The organism is Pseudomonas alkylphenolica, assembly GCF_004025535.1.
GTDB lineage: Bacteria > Pseudomonadota > Gammaproteobacteria > Pseudomonadales > Pseudomonadaceae > Aquipseudomonas > Aquipseudomonas alkylphenolica_A.
Genome location: NZ_QJRG01000038.1, coordinates 68,381 through 92,946, shown reverse-complemented (window position 1 = coordinate 92,946; position 24,566 = coordinate 68,381). Strand labels below are relative to the sequence as shown.

Below are 24,566 nucleotides of genomic sequence, written 5' to 3'. Positions count from 1 at the left end.
TTCGCGGGTTCGAACTCTAGTGCAATGCGCCTGTCAGAGGGCGTTACTTGGTGAGTAAGCGTTTGCGTATCGCTTGGTTGTAACTAAATATATGTAACTACTTATATCTTAAGAAATAATATGTTACTCGGCGTAAAGTATGTAAATACGCTTCTGCTGATAATTGCTGCTAAATAGTATTGCGCATCATTTTCTAATGGTGACAATCCTGATGGCACATAAGGTTGAAACAACACGTCGTTCCGAGTCTGGTCATCTTTATACCGCGCTAGGGTTGGCGGTAGCATCCTGGTCTTCTGTCAGCCTGGCTGAAACTTCCAGTTCGCCGGTTGCGGCATCGGCTAAAACCCTGGAGCTGGATGCGACCAATATTTCCGGGAAACATCACGAAACATTTAAGGTTGACGAAATGTCGTCGCCCAAGTTCACCGCGCCACTTCGTGAAACGCCGAAATCAATCACCATTATTAATGAAGCGTTGATGAAAGAGCGGGGCGTTACTTCGCTCACGGATGTACTGCGTACAACTCCCGGCATTACCCTTGGGGCCGGTGAGGGCGGCACGCCACTGGGGGATCGCCCGTTCATCCGCGGTTTCGAATCCAGTACCGATATTCAGATCGACGGTGTCCGCGACCTGGGGCGGATGTCCCACGAAGCTTTCAATGTGGAGCGGGTGGAAATCGTCAAAGGCCCGGGCTCTGCCTACAGCGGCCGCGGTTCGACCGGGGGCACGATCAACCTGGTGAGCAAGTCGGCGAAAATGGAAGACGCCATTGGCGGCAGCGTCACCATGGGTACCGACCAGCTGTGGCGCAACACAATCGACATCAACCAGTATTTGCCCGACCAGGATATTGCCTTTCGCCTGAATGCCATGAAGCATGAAGCCGATACGCCGGGCCGCGACGATGTCGAAGTCAAGCGTTGGGGTATTGCCCCTACTATTACCTGGGGATTGCAGGGGCCAACCCGGGTCACTGCAAGTTACTACCATCTTGAAACTGACGATATCCCGGATCAGGGTCACCCGATTTCACTGATTACCAACAAGCCGGCAAATGTTGACCGTGACAACTTCTATGGGCTTGTGGATCGCGACTTCCGGAAAACTTCCGCAGACCTGGCAACCCTGATTCTCGAACATGACTTTACTGATGAGTTGACGCTGCGTAATACCTTGCGCGGTGGCCGTAGCATGCAAAACTACGTCATGAGCCGTCCGGTGTTTGCCAACGAGGCGCAAGAAGAAAGCGGCCAGGTTGGGCGTGGCTTCCGTCCACGCAATGTGGTCAACACCACACTGGTCAACCAGACCGACCTGTTCGGCTCTTTCCATACCGGCACAATCAAGCACACTTACGCTGCCGGTATGGAACTCAGTCGCGAGACCATTACCGACAAAAACAAATACGTTGGTAACAACGGTCGCCCTGCGGATCTGTATAACCCCAACCCGCACGACGGTGGCTGGACGTTGCTCCCGGGCAATGGCGAGGTAACCAGCAAGAACCAGACCGAGGTCAAGTCGCTGTATGTCTTCGACACCCTTGGGTTGCATGAGCAATGGGACCTCAACCTCGGCCTGCGCTATGACGACTATGACGTGAAGAACCGTGTTGCCGGCGGCGCCGAGTCGTCCAGCGAGCTGTGGAACTACCAGGTTGGTGTGGTGTTCAAGCCGATGCCCAATGGCAGCATCTACCTGTCGTACGGCACCTCGTCCAACCCGTCGGGTGAAAACACCCAGTCTGGCGGCGCTGACGGCGCCGGCGCCGGTAACCTCAACGGCAACAAGGCCAACCTCGACCCGGAAAAATCCCGCAGCGTGGAGCTGGGTACCAAGTGGGACGTGTTCAACGAGCAGCTGTCGTTGACGGCCGCGGTGTTCCGTACGGAAAAAACCAACGCACGGGTCACCGATCCACTCACCGGTCTGGTGGCGCTGGATGGCGATCAGCGAGTGACCGGTATCGAACTGGAGGCCACTGGGCGTATCACCGATGCCTGGGCAATCTGGGCGGGTTACACCTACCTGGATGCCGAGGTGGTGAAGTCGGGCGGCGATCGCAGTAATGACGGCAATCAGTCCAAGTTCATCGCACCGAACAGCTTCAGCGTGTGGACCTCTTACGACATCGACGACCGCTGGACGGTCGGCGCCGGCGCCAACTACATGGACGAGCGCTACATGAACGACGCCAACACCATCACTGTGGACGACTACTGGCGCTACGACGCGATGCTCGGCTACAAGGTCAACAAGAACCTCGACCTGCAGCTCAACGTCCTCAACCTGACCGATGAAACGATCTACGATGCGTCTCACGTGGGGCTGTTTGCGACGGTGGCACCTGGCCGTTCTGCCGAGCTGACCGCCAACTTCAAGTTCTGATAGACCCCGCTCCAAAGGCGGTAGCATGGGCCAGCCCCGTGCTGTCGCCGCTGTGATTTTTCTGCTTGGCACATCGCCACCCTGGCTGCACCTGCCTACGCTGTACACTGCAGGCGGTGTGTTCAGGAGCAGGCGATGACCCCGATACGTGAATTGGAAAGCGCGCGTCTTGTACTGCGCCAATGGCAGGACGACGACCTCAACGAATTTGCGGCCATGTGCGCTGATCCGCAGGTGATGCGCTATTTCCCCGCACCCCTGACGCGTCTGGAAAGTGCTGCCCTGATCGGGCGTCTGCGCGGCCATTTCAATGAGTACGGTTTTGGAATGTGGGCGCTGGAGCGCAAGGACTCCGGTGCCTTCATCGGCATGACCGGCCTGCTCAATGTCGGCTTCGACGCCGCGTTCACGCCCGCAGTGGAAATCGGCTGGCGCCTGGCGCGGCGTCATTGGGGCCTGGGCTTTGCCAGCGAAGCGGCCTGGACCAGTCTGCGCTGCGCCTTTGCCCAGTTGGGGCTGACAGAGGTGGTGTCATTCACCGCGCAAAGCAACCTGCCGTCACAAAAGGTCATGCAGGCCATTGGCATGCAGCAGGACCTCGAAGGCAGCTTCCTGCACCCTAAACTGGCCGAGGACCATCCGCTGCGTGCGCATGTGCTCTACCGTATCAACCGGGCGCAGTGGCAACAGACACTGCGCGGCTGAATTGCACAACATACGGGAGAGCTATGACAAACCCTGTATCATTTGTCGCAGTTGCGCATTGCTTTGGAGAATCTTGAATGAGCCACGTGTTGGACGATCTGGTTGACCTGTTGAGTCTGGAAGCCATCGAGGAAAATCTGTTCCGCGGACGCAGTCAGGACCTGGGGTTTCGCCAGCTGTACGGTGGCCAGGTGCTTGGGCAATCGCTGTCGGCCGCCAGCCAGACGGTCGAAGAGGCGCGTCATGTGCATTCGCTGCACGGCTACTTCCTGCGTCCGGGTGATGCGGCTATGCCGGTGGTGTACTCGGTTGACCGGGTTCGCGACGGTGGCAGTTTCAGCACCCGGCGAGTAACGGCCATCCAGAAAGGGCAGCCGATCTTTACCTGCAGCGCCTCGTTCCAGTATGACGAAGAGGGTTTTCAACACCAGACGCAGATGCCCTCGGTGGTCGGCCCGGAAAACCTGCCTTCGGAAGTGGAGTTGTTCCAGCGCATGGCTGATCGCCTGCCTGAGTCCATCCGCGACAAGATGCTTTGCGCCAAGCCGATCGAAATGCGTCCGGTCACTGAAGAAGACCCGTTCAACCCCAAGCCGGGCGACCCGGTGAAGTACATCTGGTTCCGTGCCGATGGCACCCTGCCGGACGTGCCGGCGCTGCACAAGTACATGCTCGCCTACGCGTCGGACTTCGGTTTGTTGACTACCTCGCTGCTGCCTCACAGCAAGTCGGTGTGGCAGAAAGACATGCAGATCGCCAGCCTCGATCATTCGTTGTGGTTCCACGGCAACCTGCGTGCCGACGAGTGGCTGCTGTACGCCATGGACAGCCCCTGGGCCGGTAATGCCCGCGGCTTTTCCCGTGGCAGCATCTTCAACCAGGCCGGTCAATTGGTAGCGTCGTCCTGCCAGGAAGGCCTGATTCGCCATCGCAAGGACTGGACATGAGCCTGAAGGATATTCGTCACTGGGTATTCGACATGGATGGCACCCTGACCGTTGCGGTGCATGACTTCGCGGCGATTCGAGAGTCGCTGGAGATTCCGCCGAGTGACGACATCCTCACCCACCTGGCCGCGTTGCCGGCAGCGGAGGCGGCCGCCAAGCATGCCTGGTTGCTGGAGCACGAGCGTGACCTGGCGATCGGTTCGCAGGCGGCGGTCGGGGCAGTGGAGCTGGTGCGTGAGCTGGCCGGGCGTGGCTGCCAGTTGGGCATTCTTACCCGTAATGCGCGTGAGCTGGCGCATGTCACGCTGGAGGCCATCGGCCTGGCCGATTATTTTGCCGCGCCCTATGTACTCGGGCGTGATGAAGCACCGCCCAAGCCGCACCCGGGTGGCTTGCTGAAGCTGGCTGACGCCTGGGAAGTGGCGCCCAGCGAGATGGTCATGGTCGGCGATTACCGCTTTGACCTCGACTGCGGGCGTGCGGCGGGTGCCCGCACCATCCTGGTCAATTTGCCGGACAATCCCTGGCCGGAATTGACCGACTGGCATGCGGCCGATTGCCGGGCGCTGCAGGCGTTGCTCGGCCACTGATTCGCGGCGCGTCTCAAAAACCTGCGACCGCTACGCGCTCGATCGCAGGCTTCGCCGGCTCCCACCGGCCCGCCCATCGACTTCAGAAATCCCAGCGGGTGGTCAGCATCACGTTGCGTGGCTCGCCGTAGTACGTGGTGTCGAAGTTACCCAGCCCGCTCAGGTAGCGCTTGTCGAACACGTTGTTGGCGTTGACGGTGAAGCTCAGGTGCTCATCGTACTGGTAGCGGCTCATCAGGTCGACCAGGGTGTAGCCGCCTTGCTTGATGTAGGTGTAGTCGTTCACCGCACCGCTGTAGATCTTGCCGTAGAACGCGCTCTGCCAGTTCACACCACCGCCGACCGTGACTTTGTCGAGCATGCCCGGCAGGCGGTAGGTGGTGAACACCCGCACCAGGTGCTCAGGTTTGCTGGTGCTCATCGGGAAGCCATACATGCGTTGCTCGTCGGCGTCCCGGGTTCGGGCATAGGTGTAGCCGGCCGAGAGGTTCCAGCCTTCTTGCAGTTCACCGGCAACTTCCAGTTCCACGCCATTGGTGGTGGCGCCGCTGGTGGCCTTGTAGATGCCTTCGTTGGTGATCGGGTTGGTGCCGATCGACTCGGCGACGTTGTCTTGCTCGATGCGGAACACGGCCAGGCTGGCATTCAGTCGCCCTTCGAAGTAGGCCGCTTTCAGACCGGTTTCGTAGCTGTCGCCCTCAACCGGGTCGAGGGTGACGCCGTTGGCGTCCTTGTTGCTCTGTGGCTGGTAGATCGAGGTGTAGCTGGCGTACACCGAGTAGGTGTCGTTCAGGTCGTAGACGATGCCGGCGTAGGGGGTGACCACGCCGTGTTCCTTGTAGCTGGCCGAGTTGTCCGGGAAGTTCGGGTTGAGGCCGTCGTAGTCGTAGTTGTCGTGGTACTTGAAGGTGCTGACGCGGGTACCGAGGATTACCGAGAGGTCGTCAGTGGGGCGCAGGCGGGTGGCGATGTAGGCACCGTTCTGACTTTTCTTTTGCTCGTACTTGCCGTTCTTCGGGAAGTCCGGCACGCCGATGTGGCCGTCCCAGTCGAAGATGCTCCCCGGCACCAGGCCGAATTCGCTGGTGTCCCAGGTGCTGCCGGTCTGGCGCGAGTGCGAGGTGTTGTAGCCGATCACCAGGTCGTGCTCGCGGCCGAACAGGCTGAACGGCCCGGAGAGGCTCAGGTCGGCGGTGTTCTGCACCCGATGACCTTCCCAGCGGCCCCAGAAAAAGTACATGCCGTTACCGTCGCGGTCCGGGCTGCCGCCGCTGGCTGATGCCAGACGGGTGTCGTGGTCGCTTTGCAGCTGGTTGAGGCTGAGCTTGAGTGTCCAGTCGTTGGCCAGTGCCTGTTCAAGCGAGGCAAAGTAGGTACGGTTCTGAAAGTCGCGGCGGCTCCAGTCGGCGCCCGGGTTGAACGAGCGGGAAAAATCAGTGCGCCCGCCATCGGTGTAATACACCGGGTTGCCGGTCCAGGAGGTGCCGCGTGGCGTGGTGTTCTGCTGGTCGATACCGACAGTTAGCAGGGTATCGGGGGTGATGTCGGCTTCGAGAATGCCGTAGTACACCTCTTTTTTCTGCTGGTAGTGGTCCTGGTAGCCCTTCTTGTCTTGCTGCGCGCCGACGAAACGGCCGCGCAAGGTGCCGCTGCTGTTCAGAGGGCCGGAGACATCGCCTTCGCCTCGGTAGTCATCCCAGCTGCCGGCACTGCCGGTCAGTGACGCCTGAAACTGCGCGGTGGGTTTCTTGCGAATCAGGTTGACCGTGGCCGAAGGATCGCCAGAGCCTGTCATCAGGCCGGTAGCGCCCTTGAGTACTTCGACGCGGTCATAGATGGCCATGTCGACATGGGCAGTGCCTTCGTCATACACACCGTCATAGATGGTGTTGACGCCGTCGTACTGGTAGTTCGTGATGACCAGGCCGCGGCTGGTGAACTCGGTACGGTCGCTGTCGTAGGTCTGTGCCGAAACGCCGGGGGTATTGCGCAGCACGTCGGAGATGCTCTGGGCGCCCTGGTCGTCCATCAGCTGCCGGGTGACGACAGTGATCGACTGGGGTGTTTCGCGGATCGACAGCGGCAGCTTGGTCGCGGTGCGTGATGCGGCGGTGGTGTAGGAACCGGTGTTCTCCGTGGTTTCGCCAAGCAGCTGACCATTGATACTGGTGGCCCCCAGCTCCAGCGCGCCGCTGCTGTCGAGCGGGACCAGTACATATCCGCCGTTACTCTGGCGCTGGGCCTGCAGGCCGCTGCCCTGCAGCAGGCGTGCGAGGCCTTCTTCTATCGAATACTCACCCTGCAGCCCGGCCGATTGACGGCCGTGGGTCTGGCGCGCATCGAACGACAAGGTGATGTTGGCGCGGGTCGCGAACAGGCTCAGGGTGGTGCCCAGCGGCCCCGGGGCGATCTGGAAGCGGGTACTGGCGCTCTGGGCCTGGGCCGGGGCCGGCAGCAGAGCCAGGATCGGCAGCGGTGCCAGGGTCAGGCCGAACAGCGCCAGGTGAACGGCGCGAACCAGAGGACGGGGTGCCCGGGGGCAAATGCGGGTCATGCAGGTTTTCCTTCGATTGGCTGGGCAGATGTGCAGCTGGATTTGCTGCTTTAACTGCGTAGCCGAATGAGAATGAAAATCGGCAACCCATTATTTGAAATTATTCAGGCCGGCTCGATGCTGACCCAATAACGCGTCAGGTAACGCACTTTGACGGGCAGCGAGGCACTGAGGTTTTCCAGGATGGTGTCGGTATCGTCGATACGAAAGGCACCGGACAGGCGCAAGTCGGCGATGCCATCGGCGCAGCGCAGCACGCCGGGGCGATAGCGGCGCAGTTCAGTGATGAAGTCGGCCAGGCGCCACTCGATGACAGTCAGCATGCCCTGGGTCCAGGCGCCGGTACCCGGTGCCACGGAGTGGGCGGTACCGATTTGGCGCGGGTTGAAAGTGACCGACTGCCCGGCATCCAGGCGCAGCATCAGCAGCGGGCTGTCCACCGGGCGGATCTCTACCGCATGTTGCAACACACTCACCTGGCTACTGCCTTCATCGCTGCGCACGCTAAAGCGCGTTCCCAGGGCGCGAACACGGCCTTCGGCGGTGTGTACCTCGAAGGGGCGGGCGTCCGGGTCGCTGGCGGTTTGCACCATGATTTCGCCACGGTACAGGCGCAATGCGCGCAGTTGGCCGTCGTACCGGACATCCACCGCGCTGTCGCTGTTGAGCTCAAGCTGGCTGCCGTCGCTGAGCCTGACCTGCCGCCGCTGCCCCTTGCCCGTGCGCAGTTCCGCCATCAATGCCTGCGCTGGGGTACTTTCCCGCACAGCCCAGCCGGTGGCACCAACCGCCAGCAGCATGGCCAGGGTCTTGAGTACTGCACGCCGACGCGCACGTACACCGGCCAGGGTCGGCAGGGCAACGTCAGCCGGCAGGCTGCCAAATTGCCGTTGCAGTTTTTCGACGCGGGCCCAGGCCTGGGCATGGGCCTGGCTTTTCCCCAGCCAGTCCTGCCAGGCCTGTAACTGGGCGTCGCTGGGCTGCGCGGCGTTGAGCTGGACGTACCAGGTCGCAGCGGCTTCCAGGGTGCGGTAATCCAGGGCGTTGGCCATTCAGTCGTCCATCAGCAGCAGGCAGTGGGTCATGGCACGGATCAGGTGCTTCTTCACCGTGGTGACCGAAATATCCAGACGCTCGGCGGTGGCCACGTAGCTCAGGCCTTCGAGCTGCACGGCCAGAAAGATGCGCCGGGTCCGTTCGCCCAGGCCATCGAGCAAGGTGTCTACGGCCACCAGGGTTTCAAGAATCAGCAAACGCGTTTCCGGCGAATCGGCCAGGCGTTCCGGGCGGTTGGCCAATTCTGCAAGGTAGGCCTGCTCCAGTGCCTTGCGACGGAACTTGTCGATCATCAGTGCATGGGCAATGGCGCCCAGGTAGCTGCGTGGCTCGCGAATGGTCTGCGCATTGCGCGCGGTCAGTACCCGGATAAAGGTATCCTGGGCCAGGTCCGCGGCATCGCTGGCATTGCCCAGGCGTGCGCGAAGCCAGGCTTTGAGCCAACCGTGGTGTTCGCTGTAGAGCGTATGCAGAGCAGCATGATCGGGAGCAGGCATGAACGGCAACCAGCACAGTAATTGATAATTAGTCGCATTATTGATGTTTATCCGGATGTTTCGCAAGAGCCGGCGCTTGACCAGCGTGCGGTCGCGGCCAAGACTGATCAGCTCTTTACCGTGTCCAATCAGGAGGTGCGCATGACCAGCAAGGCTATCTACGTTCAGGCGGGCGGCGGTTACGACAAGGTTCAGGTCGGCACCTGCGAAACGCCTGCACCGCAGGTGGGAGAGATCACCGTGCGCTTGCACGCCAACTCGCTCAATTACCACGACTTTGCCGTGGTCAGCGGCATGTGGGGGCCCGCAGCACCGCGCATTCCCATGGCTGATGGCGCCGGCGTGGTGACGGCGGTCGGCGCCGGGGTCACGGAGTTTGCGGTGGGCGACGCGGTGGTCAGCACCTTTTTCCCCGACTGGCTGGACGGCCAAGCGCAGGTCGAAGGTTTTGCCACGGTGCCGGGAGACGGCATCGATGGCTATGCGCGCGAACAGGTCACCGCACGCGCCACCTCGTTTACCCATGCCCCCAAAGGCTACAGCCATGCCGAAGCGGCGACACTTACCACTGCCGGGGTCACGGCTTGGCGCGCGCTGATGGCCGATGACTCACTCAAGCCGGGTGACACGGTACTGGTGCAAGGCACGGGCGGTGTGTCGATCTTCGCGTTGCAGTTTGCCAAGCTGGCCGGCGCCACCGTGATTGCCACCTCGTCCAGTGACGAGAAGCTCGAACGCCTCAAGGCCATGGGCGCCGACCACCTGATCAACTACCGCAAGACCCCGGCCTGGGGCGAAACGGTACGCCAGCTCACCGGCAACCGCGGTGTGGATCACGTCATCGAAGTAGGCGGCCCGGCGACCCTGGAGCAATCCATGATCGCTGCGCGCATCGGTGGGCATATCTCGCTGATCGGCATTCTGACCGGCGTCGCCGGCCAATTGCCGCTGGTGCAGGCGCTGGTACGGCAGATACGCCTGCAAGGCGTATTGGTGGGCAGCCGTGCTCATCAGCAGGCGCTGGTGCGCGCGATCGATGCCAATGGCCTGCGTCCGGTCATCGACAAATCTTTCGCCCTGGAGCAGATCGTCGACGCGTTTCGCTATCAGGAGAGCAACCAGCATTTCGGCAAGATTTGCCTGGAATTCTGATCACCCGCCCCAGTGAAGTCGCCCGACCTTGGTCGGGCTTGACCTCTGCCCGTTGTTGCTCAAACGCGCTAACTGTCTGCTTTTAAAGAATTTTCAAGAAATTTTGATACACACTCTTTCGCCCTCACTGAATGTTATTTCAAACACCTTGTGTGATATTTTGCCCGCCGCTCGAAAGTCCATGGAACAGCGCGACCGTTCTGACAGTGGCGCTGTGACGCATCGTTTCAGGTGCTTCCGGTAATAAATACAAATACGCAGTGAGTGTGATCATGAGTGCAACCCCCCGCACCGCCGTCAGCGGTGCTGACGCTTCCACGTCCGAGTCCTCGGGCCTTGAGGTCAAACGCCTGACCTTCGTCGAGGCCGTGGCGATGATCGTGGGCACCAACATCGGTGCTGGCGTGCTGTCGATGGCCTATGCCAGCCGCCTGGCCGGCTACATGCCGTTGCTGCTATGGCTGGCCGTTGCCGGCGTCTTCACCACCATCTCCATGCTGTACGTCTCGGAAACCACCTTGCGCACCCGCAGCCATCACCAGTTGAGTGGCCTGGCACAGCGTTATGTCGGTTCCTTCGGGGCCTGGGCCATCTTTCTCTCGGTGGCGGTCAACAGCATCGGTGCGCTGACTGCCTACATGAGTGGCAGCGGCAAGATTCTCAGCGAATTCTTCGGTATCAGCCCGGCACTGGGCAGCCTGCTGTTCTTCCTGCCGGCCGCGTTCGTGCTGTACCTGGGGCTCAAGGCCATCGGCAAGGGCGAGAAGTTCATCAGCATCGGCATGGTCTCGATGACCCTGGTGCTGGTGGTGGCGACGCTGATAAATGAACACACCGACTTTGCCAACCTGTTCGATGGCAGCTGGATCTACATGATCCCGGTGTTCAACATTGCCGTGTTCTGCTTTTCTGCGCAGTACGTGGTGCCGGAGATGGCCCGTGGTTTCAGTCACGCGCCCAAGCGGCTGCCTGTCGCTGTCATTACCGGGATGGTGATCACTTTCATCCTGCTGGCGATCGTGCCGATGTCGGTGATTGCTCTGAACGGCCTGGAAAACCAGACCGAGGTAGCCACCCTGGCGTGGGGCCAGGCCCTTGGGCAGTGGGCGTTCTACACCGCCAACACCTTTGCCCTGTGCGCGATGATGACCTCATATTGGGGCCTGGGCGGCAGCTTCCTGACCAACATCTTCGACAAGTTCAAGAGTCTGGGTTCGGAGAGCAACCCGAAGAACCGTCTGCTGGTGCTTGCCATTGTCTGCGTACCACCGTTCATCCTGGCCTACAGCGGTATGGTCGGCTTTGTTAACGCGCTGTATTTTGCCGGTGTGTTCAGCGGCGTGATCCTGTCGATCATGCCCATCCTCATGCTGCGCTCTGCACGCAAGAACGGTGACATCGTGCCCGCCTGGCAGTGCGGCTGGATTGCCCATCCGCTGATTCAGGTGCTGGTGGTCATCCTCTACCTGTGCAGCATGGCCTACGCGATTGCCAGTGCCTTTGGCTGGTTGCCAGGCGGCTGGTAAGCCCACGGTGCTCGCCTGCTGTGCAGGCGAGCACCGGTTCAGTCAGTTTTTCCAGGCATCCGACGCCGGGGCATTGCTGCGCTCATGCGGGCGGAACAGCAGCATGTAGACCAGTCCGACAGCAATGACGATCAGGCCCACGACGAGGATGCTGTAGTTGACGTACCAAGGGGCATCCGGGGTGCGCGGCCACGACATGTTGACCATCGCCAGCACGCCATACACCAGGGCCGCAATGTTCACCGGCCAGGCCCAGGCACCGAGGGTGAACTGACCCTTCGGTTTCCAGCCGCGCAAGCGGGCATACAGTGCGCCACCAACGATCATCTGGAAGGCCAGGTAGATACCGACAGCGGCGAAGCTGACCACCAGGGCGATGGCGTTCTGCAGGTAAAACCCGACACAGACGATCAGCGCCGGGATCACCCCGCACACCACCAGTGCGGCGGTGGGAACGTGGGTGTTGGGCGACAGTCGTTTCAGCAGGCCGCTGCCAATCATCATCTCGTCACGCGCATAGGCATACAGCAGGCGGCTTGCAGAGGCCTGCAGGCTGAGTACGCAGGAGACAAAAGAGACGGTGATCACTGCCATCACGATCCGCGAACCCAGTGGACCAAAGGCCGAACCGAAAATGGTCGACAGCGGGTCGGCGTCGGCGCCGGAGATCACGGCGCGAATGTCGGGCACCGCGAGAATCAATGCCAGCGCGGCAAACATCGACGCTGCGCCACCGATCCAGATGGTCATGCGCATGGCCTTGGGCACTTTGCGGCTTGGGTTGGGGGTTTCCTCGGCCACGTCGCCACAGGCTTCGAAGCCGTAGTAGAGGAACATCCCTGCCAGCGCTGCAGTGAGGAAGGCCGGCCAGTAGGCACCGTCGATAGCAATGTCGAAGGTATCGAACAGGACCCCGAACGACTGATGCCGTTCGAACACAAGCAGGTAGGTACCGATCACCAGCGCGCCGACCAGCTCGCAGACGAATCCGAAAATCGCCACTCGGGCGAGCAGCTTCGTGCCGCTCAGGTTGAGCAAGGTCGCGATCGCGGTCAGTGCCAGTGCCACCAGGGTGTTGGTCGCCGGGCTGGATTCAAAACCAAGCAGACTGGCAATGAACGGGCCGGCCCCCAGCGCTACCGCCGCTACCGTCACGCAAAGCGAGATGGCATACACCCAGCCGACCATCCAGGCCCACTTCTTGCCGACAAGACGTCGGGCCCACGGGTAGACACCCCCGGAAATCGGATACTGCGAAACCACTTCGCAAAACACCAGGCACACCAGCATCTGGCCGATGCCCACCAACAGATACGACCAGAACATTGGCGGTCCACCCGCCGCCAGGCACAACCCGAACAGCGTATAAACGCCGACAACGGGGGACAGGTAGGTGAAACCCAAGGCAAAGTTTTGCCACAGGCTCATGCTTCGGTCGAAGTTTGAGCTGTACCCCAATGCCTTGAGTTGTTCGGCATCTTTATCAACGGCTGCATCCGGACTTACAGAGCTATTCATAGCGGCGCCCTTTGCGGAAACGAAGGTGTTTGTGTGCAGAGGAGGCGCGTGCCTCCTCAGGTCGGGTCAGGTCAGAGCTTGATCCAGGTCGCTTTGATTTCCGTGTACTTGTCGAACGCATGCAGGGACTTGTCACGTCCATTGCCCGACTGTTTGAAACCGCCGAACGGCGCGGTCATGTCGCCTCCGTCGTACATGTTCACCCAGACGCTGCCTGCCCGCAGGCCCCGCGCGGTCTGGTGGGCTTTGGACAGGTCGCGGGTCCAGAGTGCAGCGGCGAGGCCGTAGGGTGTGTCATTGGCCAGGGCGACAGCCTGTTCCGGCGTTTCGAACTCGATTACGCACAATACCGGCCCGAAAATTTCTTCCTGGGCGATCTTCATGGCGTTGTCGACGCCGTCGAATACCGTGGGTTCGAAATAGGTGCCGCCAGTTTCTTCCAGCACCCGCGTACCGCCGGTGACGACCGTGGCGCCGGCGGCCTTGCCAGCTTCGACGTAGCTCACTACCTGTTCCAGTTGCCGGGCATCGACCAGCGCGCCGACATTGGTTTGCGGATCCAGCGGGTTACCGGCTTTCCAGCCCTTGATCGCCTCCACCACCAGCGGCAGGAATTGCGCCTTGATGGACTTTTCCACCAGCAGGCGTGAGCCGGCGGTACACACTTCGCCCTGGTTGAAGGCGATGGCCGCGGCGGCGGCTTCTGCTGCCGCGTGCAGGTCCGGGGCGTCGGCAAAGACGATGTTCGGGCTCTTGCCGCCGGCTTCCAGCCAAACGCGCTTCATGTTCGACTGGCCGGAGTACACCAGCAGTTGCTTGGCGATTTTGGTCGAGCCGGTGAACACGATGGTGTCGACATCCATGTGCAGCGCCAGCGCTTCGCCGACCGTGTGGCCGTAGCCTGGCAGTACGTTCAGCACCCCCTTGGGCAAGCCCGCTTCACACGCCAGTTGTGCGATGCGAATTGCACTCAGGGGCGAGCGCTCGGAGGGTTTGAGAATCACCGAGTTACCGGTGGCCAGGGCAGGGCCCAGCTTCCAGCTGGCCATCATCAACGGGAAGTTCCACGGCACGATTGCCGCCACGACCCCGACCGGCTCGCGGGTCACCAGACCCAGTTGATCGGCTGAAGTCGGCGCGACTTCGTCGTAAATCTTGTCGATGGCCTCGGCGCTCCAGCGGATGGCATCCGCCGAGCCGGCAACGTCCACCGCCAGGGCGTCGCTGATGGGTTTACCCATGTCCAGGGTGTCGAGCAGTGCCAGTTCTTCTGCATGTGCTTCGAGCAGATCGGCGAAACGTTTCAATACCGCTTTGCGCTCTGCGGGGGCGCATCTGGACCATGCTCCAGAGTTGAAAGCGGCCCGGGCGTTGGCGACGGCGATCTGTGCGTCGGCGCCGTCACAGCTTGCGACAGTTGCCAGCAGGCGACCATCGATGGGGCTGTGGCAGGCGAAGGTGCCACCGCCCACGGCATCAACGTACTCGCCGTTGATGAACGCACGTCCCTCGATGTTCAAGTCGAGGGCCTTGGCTTGCCAATCGGCTTTGTTCAGCTGGCTCATGAATGCTCCTTGTGTTTTTTAGAGTTGGCGCACATAAATTGTATGGAACCATATAATTTTGATACTGAGAAGCACCCGGACACAGCGTTTTTTACGCTTTTAACTGGACTGTTATAATTTTTAGGTATTTGTTTTCGCTTTGATTGGCGTAAACAACTCTATAAGATACGGTTTCATATCTAATTCTGACCCTTCGGTCATATGACTGTACGTACCCAATGACTGACGAATGCCCATGCCCGCGACCTCACACCTGATCCGTTTCAAGCAGGAAGGTAAAACCGAGTCGGTCATCCGCCACCTGGAAGAGATGATCGCGCTGGGCCTTCTGGCGCAGGGCGAGCAGCTGCCCCGCGAGCCGATCCTGGCGGCGCGCCTGGGTGTTGCCCCGGTGACTTTGCGCGATGCCCTGGCGGTATTGCGCACACGCGGTGTGATCGAGACGCGGCGTGGGCGCAGTGGTGGCAGTTTCATTTGTGCAGCGCCGCAATCCAGCGTGCAGGCTCTTTACACCCGGTTGCGTGGTTTCAGTGCCCTGGAGTTGCGCGACTACACGGACGAGCATGTTGCAATCGCCGCCGCTGCCGCAGAGCTGGCGGCGCAACGCGCAGGGCCGGATGAGCACGAACGGCTGCAGATGTTGATTGATGCCCTGGGGGCTGCCGGCGATGCCAGGGAGCAGCGGCAGGCCGATGCCCGATTTCACATTGAAATAGCGGTGGCGGCGCAGTCGGTGCGCTTGACGCACAGTGAGGTGCGCTTGCAGGCGGAACTGGGTGAACTGCTTTGGCTGGCTTATGGCGCTGAGCCGGATATCCCGGCGATGCAACGTGAGCACAGCGCCATTGTCGAGGCGATCAAGGCCAATGACAGTGCGCTGGCGGTAGCCTTGGCCCGTGCCCACGTCATCAAGGAGATGCGCAAGCTGACTTCACTGCGGCTGGAGCAGATCGCTCAGCTTGAGTAAATGGAACGGTTATTGCTCTTTCTCACATTGTTCATGTGATGCCCGACACACGCCAACCACCCAAGCAGTGCGAGATTGAGCCATGAGTGATGAAGCAGACCGTGCTGAATTTGCGGAGTTTGCGTCCAATATCAACGTTGCAATTGGTAACATCTTCGATGGCTTAGGCGTACTGAGCGCCCAGGTTGCGTGCATCTGGAAACAGGCGCGCACCGCCGGTGGGCGCCCGCGGTTGCGGGATCTTGGCTGCCTGGAGGCGGATGCGGTGCGCTTGCTGGGCATCAAAAGCCTGCGAATCCATGGCGCCGGGGTAGTGCTGGCCCCAGGCGAAATTGCCGATGCCGATATGCACATCGAATGGTGGTGTGGCGAGTCGGACCATAGCGTCCATCCCCTGAAGCTGGACTTCAATCGCCGTAGCGACAGTTTCTACAACTACCTGACCATGCCCTGGTACTCGCGTGTTCGCGACACCGGCAAGCCCTGCGTGGCAGGGCCATTTGTAGACGTCAACGGTACCGAGGAGTACATCGTCGCGTTCTCGGTGCCCATGTTCGACGGTGACCGCTTTATTGGTGTGGCTGCGGCCGATGTTTCTCTGGAGTCACTGGAGCCCCTGCTGGTACGCGGGCTGATGCGTTTTCCCAACGAAGCGGTACTGCTCAATGCCGATGGCCGGGTACTGGCAGCCAACACGCCGAGCTGGATGGCCGGCGACCTGGTCAGGCCGCGTGAAGCCTCGAATTACCGCTGCGGCGTGGTGGGGCTGAACGCATTTCCGGTTTACTGGACCGTCATGCAAGGCCAGTCGCCAAGGAATTCGATGGTGTGAAGCACCTGCTCTCATTGGGCCAAGCACTAAATTTCGAGCACAAAAAAAGACGTCCGAGGACGTCTTTTTTTGTGGAATTGGTGGAACCGGGGGGATTTGAACCCCCGTCCGCCAGTGCTCCGCTGTCGGTACTACATGCTTAGCCGTGTCTATTGAGTTAATCCGCAGCCGCCCGACGGGCAGGGTGCTTTGGACGAGTTGCGTAGTATTTAGCCCCTTTGTCCGCAACGTACTCGGGTGGCGATCCTGTTCTGTATGACAATCACTTCGGGTTTACAGGCATCCCCTAGTGATTGCTGGAGCCGAAGCTACCAGGAGAGCGGGCTCAGCTGCTTACGCAGCGAGAGCGTAACCCTCGTAGTTTTCGTCATTGGCAACTATAGAAAGTTGCAACAGTGGATTTACGAGTTCTGTTACCAACTCGGCATGCACCTAGAGTTTCACGACCGGCGTCGAATCCTAATCGGCCCCATTTGTTGCGCTCTAGCTGAAGCGTTTTTCAACGCTTGCCACGAGTATACGCCATCGCCCGGGTGACGTCGACTGCTGACCCGTCACCAGGCGCAAGGCTCAATAACCGCCTTTCTCGGTTTTCTGCATACGACTGATGATCTTGCTGGTGATGGCAATGCATTCCTTGGTGTCGCCACTGGCCTGGGCAGCCTTGGCTTTTTCCAGGCGCGCTTCCAGGGTGTCATCCAGGCTCTCGGACGTTGCCTTGGCGGTGGCCATCTCGTCGTTGATCTTCTGCAGGTTGGTGGCACACAGGTCGTCAGCCGCGAACACAGGCGAGGCAAGCAGTGCGGCGGCAATGAACAGTCCGGTAATCGCAGTACGCTTCATGTCGATCTCCTTGCGGGAGTGGCGTTGGGGATGTGGGTCTTGTTCAGTGGACTGCACGGCTTGCCAGGGGTTCAGGAAGATTTCACCACCCGTGCCCGAGTGACGCGGTCCACCAGATAGACTAGCCCGTGGTAATCAATCCCGCCGTGGTTGCTCAGGCCAATTTCACAGGTGCGGCTGGTGGAAATCCCTTCACCGCAGTACTGCACCGCTTCCTTGAGGCTGCGCAGCGAGTGGGCATTGAGCTCCGGCGTGGTGAAGCCTTTGTCTCCGGCAAAGCCGCAACAATGGATGCCTTCCGGAATCACTACCTGATTGCTGCAGCGTCGTGCGAGGTCGATCAGGGCCTGGCTTTCACCGAGGTGCTGGGTGCTGCAGGTTACGTGCACCGCAATCGGTTCGTCCTGGGGCGTGAACTCCAGCTTGTCGAGCAGGTGGGTGCGGATGAAGCGCACCGGGTCATAGAGGTCCAGGCGGGTTTCGGCGAGGTCCTGAACCAGGCGCAAGGTGCAGGGGCTGGTGTCGCAGTAAATGGGGTCAAGCCCGCCGCGGCTGGCGTGGAGCAGGGCGTTGATCAGCTCCTGGCGCTTGTGCTCGGCCTGTTCGGCGTAGCCTTTGGAGGCAAAGGGCTGGCCGCAGCAGAGGTTGTCCTGGTTTTCCGGGAACACTACTTGATAGCCGGCTTTCTCCAGCAGGCCACGGGTCTTGTCGAGCAGCGAGGATTGTTCGCGATCACCTGCGGCCGGGCCCATGACCCGCGAAACGCAGGCGGCCAGGTACACCACACGTGGCCGTGCATCGCTGCGTGGCGCGCTGAATTGCACAGGCTTCAGCGGTTGCGGCATTGCTGCCGTCCATTGCGGTACACGACCGTGGCTGAGCTGACTCAAACGGCTACTGAGCCGACTCAGGCGTGGTGCGCCGAGCAGCTTGCGTGCACTGTCGGCCGCACGCAGGGTAAGGCGTGCTCCACGCAGGGCAGTATGGAAGTTGTCGGCAAGCCAGTTGGCGGTCTTGGCATGATCGGCAGACTCGCCGCGCAGCTTTTTCACCAGCTCACCGGTGTTGATGCCCACCGGGCAGCGCTGGGCACACAGCCCCGTGGCGGCGCAGGTATCAATGCCCTGGTATTGGTAGTCACGTTCGAGTTGAGTGGTGTCGCTGCCAGCGCGTTTTTTCGCCTGGATATCGCGCCACATGACAATGCGCTGCCGGGGGCTCAGGGTCAGCCCTTTGGACGGGCACACCGGCTCGCAGAACCCGCATTCGATGCACTTGTCGACGATCTCGTCGGCGGCAGGCAATGGCTTGAGGTTCTTGAGGTGAAGTTGCGGGTCGTTGGTCAGCACCACATCGGGATTGAGGATGCCGGCGGGATCGAGCAGGCGCTTGAGTTGCCACATCAACTGGTAGGCATCCGCGCCCCATTCCAGTTCGACGAAGGGCGCCATGTTGCGTCCGGTGCCGTGTTCGGCCTTGAGCGAGCCGCCGTATTCCACGGCAACCAGGTGGGCGACGTCATCCATGAAGGCAGAATATCGCGCCACTTGCTCTGGCGAGTCGAAGCCCTGGGTGAAGACGAAGTGCAGGTTGCCTTCCAGAGCGTGGCCGAAGAGGATGGCTTCGTCATAGCCGTGTTTGTCGAACAGCGCGATCAGGCGATTCACGCCCTCGGCCAGTTGCTCGACAGGGAACGTGACGTCTTCGATGATCACCGTGGTGCCGGTCTCACGCACGGCGCCGACCGCCGGGAAGGTGTCTTTGCGGATGCGCCACAGCTGGTTGTAGACCACCGGGTCTTCACTGAAGTCGACCTGCTTTTCCACCGCAAATCCGGCGATGGACGTGCTGATGTGCGCCAGTTGCTCATGCAGCAGCGACTGGGTGGCGGCACGTGACTCGATCAGCAATGCACAGGCACCCTCGGAGAGGCTTTTCACCCAGTCAGGCATGCCCTGCATGTTTTCCACCGAGCGCAGGCTGCGGCGGTCGAGCAGTTCCACGGCAGACACCGGCTGCTGCTTGAGCACCGGCACCGCCTTGCAGCAGGTTTCGACATCCGGGAAGACGATCAGCGCACTGGCTTTGTGCGGATGGTCGGGCACAGTGTTGTAGGTCACGGCACTGATGAAACCGAGGGTGCCCTCGGAGCCGACCATCAGGTGGGTGAGGATATCCAGTGGCTCGTCATAGTCCACGAGGGCATTCAGAGACAGTCCCGTGGTGTTCTTCAGCCGGTACTTGTGACGAATCTTTGCCGCCAGTTCGGTATTGGCGCGTGTTTGCCGACCCAGTTCACCGAGCTGTTCGAGCAGGGCGCCGTGGGTTGTGTGCAGCTGTTCGATGCTTTGCGGTTGTTCGGTGTCCAGCAGGGTGCCGTCGGCCAGCAGCAGGCGCATGCCGGCGAGGGTGTGGTAGCTGTTTTGCGCGGTACCGCAGCACATGCCGCTCGCGTTGTTGGCGACGATGCCACCGATCTTGCAGGCGTTGATCGAGGCCGGGTCGGGCCCGATCTTGCGACCAAACGGTGCCAGCCAGGCATTGGCCTGGGCGCCGATCACGCCGGGTTGCAGGCGGATCTGCGTACCACCGTCGCGGATGTCGCGACCGTTCCAGTTATCCCCCAGCACCAGCAGCACCGAGTCGCTGACAGCCTGGCCGGAGAGGCTGGTGCCGGCGGCGCGGAAGGTAACCGCGACCTGCTGGGCATGTGCCGCCTTGAGCAAGGTGGCGACTTCGCCTTCGCTTTCGACGCGGATCACCAGCTTGGGGATCAGGCGGTAGAAGCTGGCGTCGGTGCCGAATGCCAGGGTCGAGAGCGGATCGTCGAAGCGGCGCTCGCGGGGGATCAGGTGTTCTACCGTGTCGAGGAACGCGGCGGGCAGACTCATGCAATCTCCTCGCGGGGCCGTGGCGTCTGATGCGCGACGTACCCCGGTCAATCAGGCTTGGAAGGGGGCAGGCGCAGGTTTCAGGCGCCCAGTTCGCGTACCAGCGAATCGCGGGTGATTTCGCTGATGGACTTGGCGCCGGTAAGCACCATGGCCACGCGCATTTCTTTCTCGAACAGTTCCAGCAGGTTTTTCACACCGGCTTCGCCCGCAGTCGCCAGGGCGTAGAGGAATGCGCGGCCGATCAGCACGGTGTCCGCGCCCAGGGCGATCATGCGCACCACATCCAGGCCACTGCGAATACCGGAGTCGGCGAGGATCTTCAGGTCGCCCTTTACCGCATCGGCAATGGCCGGCAGTGCACGGGCACTGGACAGCACGCCGTCGAGCTGACGGCCGCCGTGGTTGGAAACGACAATACCGTCGGCACCGAACTTCACTGCGTCCTTGGCATCCTGAGGATCGAGAATGCCCTTGATCACCATGGGGCCGTCCCAGAACTCGCGGATCCACTCAAGGTCCTTCCAGGAGATCGACGGGTCGAAGTTGGCCCCCAGCCAGCCGATGTAATCGGCAAGACCGGTAGGGCTGCCACGGTATTTTGAGATGTTGCCCAGATCGTGAGGCTTGCCCAGCAGGCCTACGTCGAGCGCCCACTGCGGGTGGGTCATTGCCTGCCAGACACGACGCAGCGGTGCGTTCGGGCCGCTCATGCCGGAGTGCGCGTCGCGGTAGCGGGCGCCAGGCACCGGCATGTCGACGGTAAACACCAGCGTGGTAACGCCTGCAGCCTTGGCGCGCTCCAGCGCGTTGCGCATGAAACCGCGGTCCTTGAGCACGTACAGCTGGAACCACATCGGGCGATCGATAGCCGGCGCGACTTCTTCGATCGGGCACACCGACACCGTCGACATGGTGAAGGGAATGCCCTTGGCCGCTGCAGCGCGCGCCGCCTGGACTTCACCGCGGCGGGCATACATGCCGGTCAGGCCAACGGGCGCGAGGGCCACCGGCATGCTCAGGGTTTCGTTGAACAGCTGAGTCTCAAGGCTCAACTCGGACATGTTTTTCAGCACGCGCTGGCGCAGGGCAATGCTGGCCAGGTCTTCGACGTTGTGGCGCAGCGTGTACTCGGCGTAGGCGCCGCCGTCGGCGTAGTGGAACAGGAACGGCGGCAGCTTGCGTTGCGCTGCGGCGCGGTAGTCGGTAGAGGCAGAAATGATCATGTGGTCTCGCTGCGTCGGTTGTAAGGGGCGGATGCCGGGCGCGCTGAACCGCGCCCGGCCTCTGACACTTTAGTGAACCAGCATGCCGGTCAGCCAATAGGCCTGAACCAGAGTGATCAGGCCGACGATGGTGGCAAAGAACAGGCTGTGTTTGAGGGTGAAGCGGAACAGGTCCGATTCCTTGCCGACCAGGCCGGTGGCCGCACAGGCTACCGCGATCGACTGCGGCGAAATCATCTTGCCGGTCACGCCACCGCTGGTGTTGGCCGCGACCAGCAGGGTGTCGTTAACCCCGATCTGATGCGCCGTGGTGGCCTGCAGCGAGCTGAACAAGGCGTTGGACGAGGTGTCGGAGCCGGTCAGGAACACGCCCAGCCAGCCAAGGAACGGCGAGAAGAACGGGAACGCCGCGCCGGTGCCGGCCAGTACCAGGGCCATGGTCGAAGACATGCCGGAGTAGTTGGTGACGAAGGCGAAGGCCAGCACCATGCCGATCGACAGGATCGGCCAGCGCAGCTCGAAGAAGGTCTCTTTCAAAGTGGTCAGACCAGTTTTGAAATTGATCTTCAGGACCAGCATGGAGATCAGTGCCGAGAAGAAGATCGCGGTACCGGTGGCGGAAATCGGGTCGAGTTTGAATACGGCCGGAATCGCAGTCGGGGTGGCGACGATCGGGGCAGTCTTGATCACCAGTTGATCGAGGTGCGGAATGGCGAAGTTGAACACCCAGCTGTACATCGAGCCGCCAGCGGCAAAGGCTGCCTTGAACGGTTTGAGGGTCCAGATGGTGACCAGCACGGTGAGAATCAGGAACGGCGACCAGGCCTTGAAGATTTCACCGAAGCTGTACGGTGAAGGCTGGCTGCCACCGCCATTGACCACGGCGGCGCCAACGCTGCCGGTAGCGCTGGTGAACGAACGCTTGGGCTGCCAGACCTTGAGGAACAGGGTCAGGGAAACCAGGCTGGCCAGGGCCGAGGTGATGTCCGGCAGTTCCGGGCCGATGAAGTTCGAGGTGAAGTACTGGGTGACCGCGAAGCTCAAACCAGCCACCAGTGCAGCAGGCCAGGTCTCTTTGACGCCGCGCAGGCCGTCCATCATGAACACCAGCCAGAACGGCACGAACAGCGACAGCAGCGGCAGTTGGCGGCCGGTCATGGCGCCGATCTTGAAGGCGTCGATGCCGGTTACCTGGCCGGCAACGATGATCGGGATGCCAAGGGCACCGAACGCCACCGGTGCGGTGTTGGCGATCAGGCACAGGCCGGCGGCATACAGCGGATTGAAACCCAGGCCTACGAGCAGAGCGGCAGTAATCGCCACCGGTGCGCCGAAGCCTGCCGCACCTTCCAGGAAGGCACCAAAGCAGAAGCCGATCAGCAGCACTTGCAGGCGCTGGTCATCGGTAATCGACAGCACCGAGCTGCGGATGACTTCGAACTGGCCGCTCTTGACCGTCAGTTTGTAGAGGAACACCGCGGCAACGATGATCCAGGCGATAGGCCACAGGCCATAGGCAAAACCGTACCCGGCGGCGGCAAGCGCCATGTCGGCAGGCATCTGGAAGGCAAAGATCGCGACCAGAATCGACAGGCCCAGGGTAATGCTACCCGCCACATGACCCTTGAGACGGAACACCGCCAGCGCGAGAAAGAAGAAGACGATCGGGATGACTGCCGCGAGCGCGGACAGGCCAAGACTACCAAGCGGACTGTAAAGCTGTTGCCAGGTTTGCATATGGGGTGGCCCCTAATTGTTGTTGGTCTGACGCTGGCATTGGATAATTGGTAATACCAATTTACAATGTCGAGGCGCTAGGTTAAAAGCCTCGTAGCGGGTGTGTCAATTTGTCTCGGCAAAACTTTCGTCGGAGCAGAGGCGGGCGCGAGGCCTGAATAGCTGGGAAATTTGCCAACTGATGGGTGTCGGCGAGAGGCGGATAGGCCAAAATAGACGGCCCCAAACGTTCTTGGGCTTGTGGAGTGCATGTGATGGTTTTTGATCAGGTCCGCCAACGCCGTTTGTCCGACGATATTGTCGAGCGGCTTGAGGGGATGATTCTTGAAGGCACCTTGGCTGCCGGCCAGCGGCTGCCTGCCGAACGGGCATTGGCCGAACAGTTCGGGGTGTCGCGACCGTCATTGCGCGAAGCAATCCAGAAGCTGGTGGCAAAAGGTTTGTTGGTCAGTCGCCAGGGCGGTGGTAACTACGTGGCCGAGTCACTGGGCACAACCTTCAGCGACCCCTTGTTGCAATTGCTTGAAAGCAACCCGGAAGCCCAGCGTGATCTGCTTGAGTTCCGTCACACCCTGGAAGCGTCGTGTGCCTATTACGCGGCAATCCGCGCCACGGAACCTGACCGTCAACGGCTCAAGGCTGCGTTCGACACCTTGCAGGATTGTTATTCGCGCTCCGCTGAAGTGGACCGGGCCGAGGAGGGCGCAGCCGATGCGCGTTTCCACCTGGCGATTGCCGAGGCCAGCCACAACGCGGTGTTGTTGCACACCATTCGTGGTCTGTTCGACCTGCTCAAGCGCAACGTGGTTACCAACATTGGCGGTATGTACAAGCAGCGTGCCGAAACCCGAGACATGCTGATCAGTCAGCACCGGGAGCTGTACCTGGCGATTGTGGAAGGGCGTGCGGAGGATGCGCGCGAAGTGTCCAGCCGGCACATTCTGTACGTGCAGGAAGTGCTCGACGAAGTGCGCCAGGAAGTGCAGCGAACAGCGCGGGCAGAGCGGCGTATCGGGCGTTAGTGCGTAATGGCAAGGCAGGCGACCTCAGGCCGCCTGCCAGAAAGACTCAGTCTTCCTTGCCCTTGTTGCGCACTGCACGCTGCAGTTCGCGGTCGGAATCACGTTCACGCTGTGTATCGCGCTTGTCGTATTCCTTCTTGCCCTTGCCCAGTGCGATCTCGCACTTGATCAGGTGCTTGCTCCAGTAGATCGACAAGGCCACGCAGGTGTAGCCCTTTTGCTGTACGGCAGCATGAATGCGTTCCAGCTCGCGCTTGTTGAGCAGCAGTTTGCGGGTACGTGTCGGGTCGGCAATGACATGGGTGCTGGCCGCGGTCAGTGGCGTGATATGGCTGCCCATCAGCCAGGCCTCGCCATCTTTGAGCACCACGTAACTGTCGGTCAGATGCGCCTTGCCGGCACGCAGACTTTTTACTTCCCAACCGGACAGGACCAATCCGGCCTCGAACTTGTGCTCGATGAAGTAATCGTGTCGCGCCTTTTTATTCTGCGCGATGGTCCCTGTCGGATGTTTCTTTTGTTTAGCCATAGGGGCGGCATTAT

19 protein-coding genes and 1 other RNA gene are annotated in these 24,566 nt (G+C 61.0%); 9 read left to right on the top strand and 11 right to left on the bottom strand.

Going from position 1 to position 24,566, the window contains the following annotated elements; genetic code table 11:
* The first annotated feature begins 211 nt into the window (after window positions 1-211).
* The 4 genes from DM813_RS08865 (at window position 212) to DM813_RS08850 (ending at window position 4,637) form a co-directional block, all read left to right on the top strand.
* Window positions 212-2,395, top strand: coding sequence for a TonB-dependent receptor (locus tag DM813_RS08865; protein ID WP_128323047.1), 2,184 nt, complete (start codon window positions 212-214; stop codon window positions 2,393-2,395).
* A gap of 135 nt (window positions 2,396-2,530) precedes the next feature.
* On the top strand, window positions 2,531-3,100 hold the full coding sequence (locus DM813_RS08860; protein WP_128323046.1) for a GNAT family N-acetyltransferase: 570 nt from the start codon (window positions 2,531-2,533) through the stop codon (window positions 3,098-3,100).
* Between the two features lie 77 nt (window positions 3,101-3,177).
* Window positions 3,178-4,047: an acyl-CoA thioesterase II gene (tesB, locus tag DM813_RS08855; protein WP_128323045.1), complete on the top strand. Its 870-nt coding sequence runs from the start codon at window positions 3,178-3,180 to the stop codon at window positions 4,045-4,047.
* The gene (locus DM813_RS08850; protein ID WP_128323044.1) at window positions 4,044-4,637 is read left to right on the top strand and encodes an HAD family hydrolase; all 594 of its coding nucleotides are present in this window, start codon (window positions 4,044-4,046) and stop codon (window positions 4,635-4,637) included. Before tesB ends, DM813_RS08850 begins: the two co-directional genes overlap by 4 nt.
* A gap of 82 nt (window positions 4,638-4,719) precedes the next feature.
* Here DM813_RS08850 and DM813_RS08845 read toward each other — a convergent pair whose 3' ends face one another.
* The 3 genes from DM813_RS08845 to DM813_RS08835 form a co-directional block, all read right to left on the bottom strand.
* On the bottom strand, window positions 4,720-7,191 hold the full coding sequence (locus DM813_RS08845) for a TonB-dependent siderophore receptor (protein ID WP_128323043.1): 2,472 nt from the start codon (window positions 7,189-7,191) through the stop codon (window positions 4,720-4,722).
* Window positions 7,192-7,295: 104 nt separating this feature from the next.
* The gene (locus DM813_RS08840; RefSeq protein WP_128323042.1) at window positions 7,296-8,243 is read right to left on the bottom strand and encodes a FecR domain-containing protein; all 948 of its coding nucleotides are present in this window, start codon (window positions 8,241-8,243) and stop codon (window positions 7,296-7,298) included.
* Window positions 8,244-8,744 carry a sigma-70 family RNA polymerase sigma factor gene (locus DM813_RS08835; protein ID WP_128323041.1) on the bottom strand — a complete coding sequence of 167 codons (501 nt, stop codon included), beginning with the start codon at window positions 8,742-8,744 and terminating at the stop codon, window positions 8,244-8,246.
* A gap of 141 nt (window positions 8,745-8,885) precedes the next feature.
* Between DM813_RS08835 and DM813_RS08830 the strand changes: the two genes are divergently transcribed.
* Both DM813_RS08830 and DM813_RS08825 read left to right on the top strand, forming a co-directional pair.
* Window positions 8,886-9,896, top strand: a complete 1,011-nt coding sequence (locus DM813_RS08830; protein WP_128323040.1) for a zinc-dependent alcohol dehydrogenase family protein — start codon at window positions 8,886-8,888, stop codon at window positions 9,894-9,896.
* A 272-nt stretch (window positions 9,897-10,168) separates the two neighbouring features.
* A complete protein-coding gene (locus DM813_RS08825) occupies window positions 10,169-11,422 on the top strand; it encodes an aromatic amino acid transport family protein (protein ID WP_128323039.1) in 1,254 nt (417 codons plus the stop codon).
* A 42-nt stretch (window positions 11,423-11,464) separates the two neighbouring features.
* Here DM813_RS08825 and DM813_RS08820 read toward each other — a convergent pair whose 3' ends face one another.
* A complete protein-coding gene (locus DM813_RS08820; RefSeq protein WP_128323038.1) occupies window positions 11,465-12,940 on the bottom strand; it encodes an APC family permease in 1,476 nt (491 codons plus the stop codon).
* A gap of 71 nt (window positions 12,941-13,011) precedes the next feature.
* On the bottom strand, window positions 13,012-14,505 hold the full coding sequence (locus DM813_RS08815) for an aldehyde dehydrogenase (RefSeq protein WP_128323037.1): 1,494 nt from the start codon (window positions 14,503-14,505) through the stop codon (window positions 13,012-13,014).
* Between the two features lie 235 nt (window positions 14,506-14,740).
* Between DM813_RS08815 and DM813_RS08810 the strand changes: the two genes are divergently transcribed.
* The gene (locus DM813_RS08810) at window positions 14,741-15,472 is read left to right on the top strand and encodes a FadR/GntR family transcriptional regulator (protein WP_128323036.1); all 732 of its coding nucleotides are present in this window, start codon (window positions 14,741-14,743) and stop codon (window positions 15,470-15,472) included.
* 82 nt (window positions 15,473-15,554) lie between these two features.
* Window positions 15,555-16,304 (top strand): cache domain-containing protein, encoded by a 750-nt coding sequence (locus DM813_RS08805; RefSeq protein ID WP_128323035.1) that lies wholly within the window; start codon window positions 15,555-15,557, stop codon window positions 16,302-16,304.
* Between the two features lie 78 nt (window positions 16,305-16,382).
* Here DM813_RS08805 and ssrA read toward each other — a convergent pair.
* The 5 genes from ssrA to DM813_RS08780 form a co-directional block, all read right to left on the bottom strand.
* Window positions 16,383-16,775, bottom strand: a transfer-messenger RNA (tmRNA) gene (gene ssrA, locus DM813_RS08800).
* A 99-nt stretch (window positions 16,776-16,874) separates the two neighbouring features.
* Window positions 16,875-17,147 carry a hypothetical protein gene (locus tag DM813_RS08795; protein WP_128323034.1) on the bottom strand — a complete coding sequence of 91 codons (273 nt, stop codon included), beginning with the start codon at window positions 17,145-17,147 and terminating at the stop codon, window positions 16,875-16,877.
* Window positions 17,148-17,218: 71 nt separating this feature from the next.
* Window positions 17,219-20,038: an FAD-binding and (Fe-S)-binding domain-containing protein gene (locus tag DM813_RS08790; protein WP_128323033.1), complete on the bottom strand. Its 2,820-nt coding sequence runs from the start codon at window positions 20,036-20,038 to the stop codon at window positions 17,219-17,221.
* 80 nt (window positions 20,039-20,118) lie between these two features.
* Window positions 20,119-21,264, bottom strand: coding sequence for an FMN-dependent L-lactate dehydrogenase LldD (lldD, locus tag DM813_RS08785; RefSeq protein ID WP_128323032.1), 1,146 nt, complete (start codon window positions 21,262-21,264; stop codon window positions 20,119-20,121).
* 69 nt (window positions 21,265-21,333) lie between these two features.
* Complete coding sequence (locus DM813_RS08780; RefSeq protein ID WP_128323031.1) at window positions 21,334-23,001, bottom strand: lactate permease LctP family transporter; 1,668 nt, start codon at window positions 22,999-23,001, stop codon at window positions 21,334-21,336.
* 254 nt (window positions 23,002-23,255) lie between these two features.
* Here DM813_RS08780 and DM813_RS08775 point away from each other — a divergent pair, with 254 nt between their 5' ends.
* Window positions 23,256-24,023, top strand: a complete 768-nt coding sequence (locus DM813_RS08775; protein WP_128323030.1) for a GntR family transcriptional regulator — start codon at window positions 23,256-23,258, stop codon at window positions 24,021-24,023.
* Between the two features lie 46 nt (window positions 24,024-24,069).
* Here DM813_RS08775 and smpB read toward each other — a convergent pair whose 3' ends face one another.
* Window positions 24,070-24,552, bottom strand: coding sequence for an SsrA-binding protein SmpB (gene smpB, locus DM813_RS08770; RefSeq protein WP_128323029.1), 483 nt, complete (start codon window positions 24,550-24,552; stop codon window positions 24,070-24,072).
* Window positions 24,553-24,566: the final 14 nt, after the last annotated feature.

Excerpts from the sequence above, each read along its gene's own strand:
- DM813_RS08850 (WP_128323044.1), top strand. The coding sequence starts at position 4,044 with ATGAGCCTGAAGGATATTCGTCACTGGGTATTCGACATGGATGGCACC.
- DM813_RS08860 (WP_128323046.1), top strand. The coding sequence starts at position 2,531 with ATGACCCCGATACGTGAATTGGAAAGCGCGCGTCTTGTACTGCGCCAA.
- DM813_RS08835 (WP_128323041.1), bottom strand. The coding sequence starts at position 8,744 with ATGCCTGCTCCCGATCATGCTGCTCTGCATACGCTCTACAGCGAACAC.
- DM813_RS08810 (WP_128323036.1), top strand. The coding sequence starts at position 14,741 with ATGCCCGCGACCTCACACCTGATCCGTTTCAAGCAGGAAGGTAAAACC.
- smpB (WP_128323029.1), bottom strand. The coding sequence starts at position 24,552 with ATGGCTAAACAAAAGAAACATCCGACAGGGACCATCGCGCAGAATAAA.
- tesB (WP_128323045.1), top strand. The coding sequence starts at position 3,178 with ATGAGCCACGTGTTGGACGATCTGGTTGACCTGTTGAGTCTGGAAGCC.
- DM813_RS08790 (WP_128323033.1), bottom strand. The coding sequence starts at position 20,038 with ATGAGTCTGCCCGCCGCGTTCCTCGACACGGTAGAACACCTGATCCCC.
- DM813_RS08805 (WP_128323035.1), top strand. The coding sequence starts at position 15,555 with ATGAGTGATGAAGCAGACCGTGCTGAATTTGCGGAGTTTGCGTCCAAT.
- DM813_RS08845 (WP_128323043.1), bottom strand. The coding sequence starts at position 7,191 with ATGACCCGCATTTGCCCCCGGGCACCCCGTCCTCTGGTTCGCGCCGTT.
- DM813_RS08815 (WP_128323037.1), bottom strand. The coding sequence starts at position 14,505 with ATGAGCCAGCTGAACAAAGCCGATTGGCAAGCCAAGGCCCTCGACTTG.
- lldD (WP_128323032.1), bottom strand. The coding sequence starts at position 21,264 with ATGATCATTTCTGCCTCTACCGACTACCGCGCCGCAGCGCAACGCAAG.
- DM813_RS08820 (WP_128323038.1), bottom strand. The coding sequence starts at position 12,940 with ATGAATAGCTCTGTAAGTCCGGATGCAGCCGTTGATAAAGATGCCGAA.
- DM813_RS08825 (WP_128323039.1), top strand. The coding sequence starts at position 10,169 with ATGAGTGCAACCCCCCGCACCGCCGTCAGCGGTGCTGACGCTTCCACG.
- DM813_RS08775 (WP_128323030.1), top strand. The coding sequence starts at position 23,256 with ATGGTTTTTGATCAGGTCCGCCAACGCCGTTTGTCCGACGATATTGTC.
- DM813_RS08865 (WP_128323047.1), top strand. The coding sequence starts at position 212 with ATGGCACATAAGGTTGAAACAACACGTCGTTCCGAGTCTGGTCATCTT.
- DM813_RS08840 (WP_128323042.1), bottom strand. The coding sequence starts at position 8,243 with ATGGCCAACGCCCTGGATTACCGCACCCTGGAAGCCGCTGCGACCTGG.
- DM813_RS08780 (WP_128323031.1), bottom strand. The coding sequence starts at position 23,001 with ATGCAAACCTGGCAACAGCTTTACAGTCCGCTTGGTAGTCTTGGCCTG.
- DM813_RS08830 (WP_128323040.1), top strand. The coding sequence starts at position 8,886 with ATGACCAGCAAGGCTATCTACGTTCAGGCGGGCGGCGGTTACGACAAG.
- DM813_RS08795 (WP_128323034.1), bottom strand. The coding sequence starts at position 17,147 with ATGAAGCGTACTGCGATTACCGGACTGTTCATTGCCGCCGCACTGCTT.